This window comes from Novosphingobium sp., assembly GCF_031424035.1.
Taxonomy (GTDB): Bacteria; Pseudomonadota; Alphaproteobacteria; order Sphingomonadales; family Sphingomonadaceae; genus Novosphingobium.
Genome location: NZ_JANPGP010000128.1, coordinates 1 through 1,567 on the forward strand (window position 1 = coordinate 1; position 1,567 = coordinate 1,567).

Genomic DNA, 1,567 nt, shown 5'->3' on the forward strand with positions numbered 1-1,567 from the left:
TGAATGAAGGCCTGGGCATCGGCCAAGTGCTCCTGTCGCCGCGCCAGCGTTGCCGAGAGCAGCCATCCGGCCGGATTGTCAGGGCTCGCGGTGCGGCCTTCGGCAAGGCCCGCAGCGGCCGCAGCGTCTTGCTTGAGCGCAACTTGCGCCCGCGCCCGGTCGATCTCGATATCGCCCGCCAGCCGCATGTCGCCGCCAGCTTTGGCCTCCCCAAGTGCTGCGGCAAGCCCTGCATCGGCACGCGCCGCATCGCCTTGCTCGAGCACCGCGAGCGCAGCCATCGCCCCGAAGCTGGCGCGGCGGACCATTTCACTGCCCGGAAGGGCCTCGCGCGCCGCGTTGAACGCGACTTCGGCCTCGGCCGGACGACCCAGCCGGTTATAGGCCACGCCGAGGCAATGGTTGGGCTCAGCCGAGGTCGCGCCTTTGGTGAGTTTGCGCCACTCCTCCGCCGCCTCGATCGCGGAGAGCGGATTTTCATCGATCGCCGAAAGGCACAGCTGGAGTTTGCTCGGTTCGGGTGCGGCCGCAGCCGACGCGGCCTCCGGCGCCTTGCGCGGGATCGGCAGGGGGGCCGACTGGATCGGCGGCGCGGCTCCGCCGCTCACCGAGGGGCCAAGCTGCGCCAGCAACAGCGCGAGGGCAGGGATCGTCATTCAGGCAGCTCCGGTCGGCAAGGCAGCAATCGTCCGTAACAGCAACGCGATGTCATCGTCGCGGCTAACGCGGTGGTCGCCGTCCTTGATCAGCGTCACCTGCACATCGGCTGAATGCAGCGCATGGGCGAGTCGGAGCGAGGTCTCGAACGGGACGTCGGCATCGGCCTGTCCGTGGAGCAGCCGGACCGGACAGCTCAGCGCGATTGCGCTTTCGAGAAGCCGGTTGGTCTCGCCATCTACCCAGAAAACCGGGTAAGTCGGGGTTGATTCGGGACCATTGGGATTGGCTTCGAACACCGGCTGACCAGCGCGCAGCACGGCCTTCTGCGCGGCGTCATAGCCCCAGTCGGTAAAGTCCGGTGCGGCGGCGATCCCGACAAAGGCTGCAACTCGCTCCGGGACCGCCAGCGCGACCAGCACCATCAGCCACCCGCCCATCGATGAGCCGATCAGCACGACCGGGCCAGCCACCAGCGCATCGATCAGCGCCAACACCTCGTCGCGCCAGCGAGTCAGTGTGCCATCTGCAAAGTCGCCTTCGCTTTCGCCGCAGCCTGAATAGTCGAGCAGCAAGCATGCCCGCCCCTCGCGCACCGCCCAGTCGAACACCGCGGTCGCCTTGCTGCCGCTCATGTCGGACATGTAGCCGGGCAGGAACACCAGCGCCGGGCCGGTGCCCGCGATGGAGCGGTGCGCGATCCGGCGACCGTCAGACATCGTGAAAAACGCGGGTTCTTCCATCGGTCACAGTCATGGCGCATGACGCTGCGCAACCGCAACCGTCTCTGCCGGAAAGATGCCCCATGGTCCCGCCCGCACCTTCGATTCCCCCGGCGTCTCCCGTGGCGGTGAACCGCCGCGCCTTCATTCGCGGCGGGCTCGCGGGAGCGGGGCTGGCCACTTTGCCC

General features: G+C 68.2%; 2 protein-coding genes. Both read right to left on the bottom strand.

Annotated features, from left to right (window positions below; translation table 11 throughout):
- Positions 1-656: hypothetical protein (locus RMO89_RS17485; RefSeq protein ID WP_310534743.1), on the bottom strand; the 656-nt coding region annotated here is incomplete at its 3' end.
- Positions 657-1,400, bottom strand: coding sequence for an alpha/beta hydrolase (locus RMO89_RS17490; RefSeq protein WP_310534745.1), 744 nt, complete (start codon positions 1,398-1,400; stop codon positions 657-659).
- Positions 1,401-1,567 lie beyond the last annotated feature (167 nt).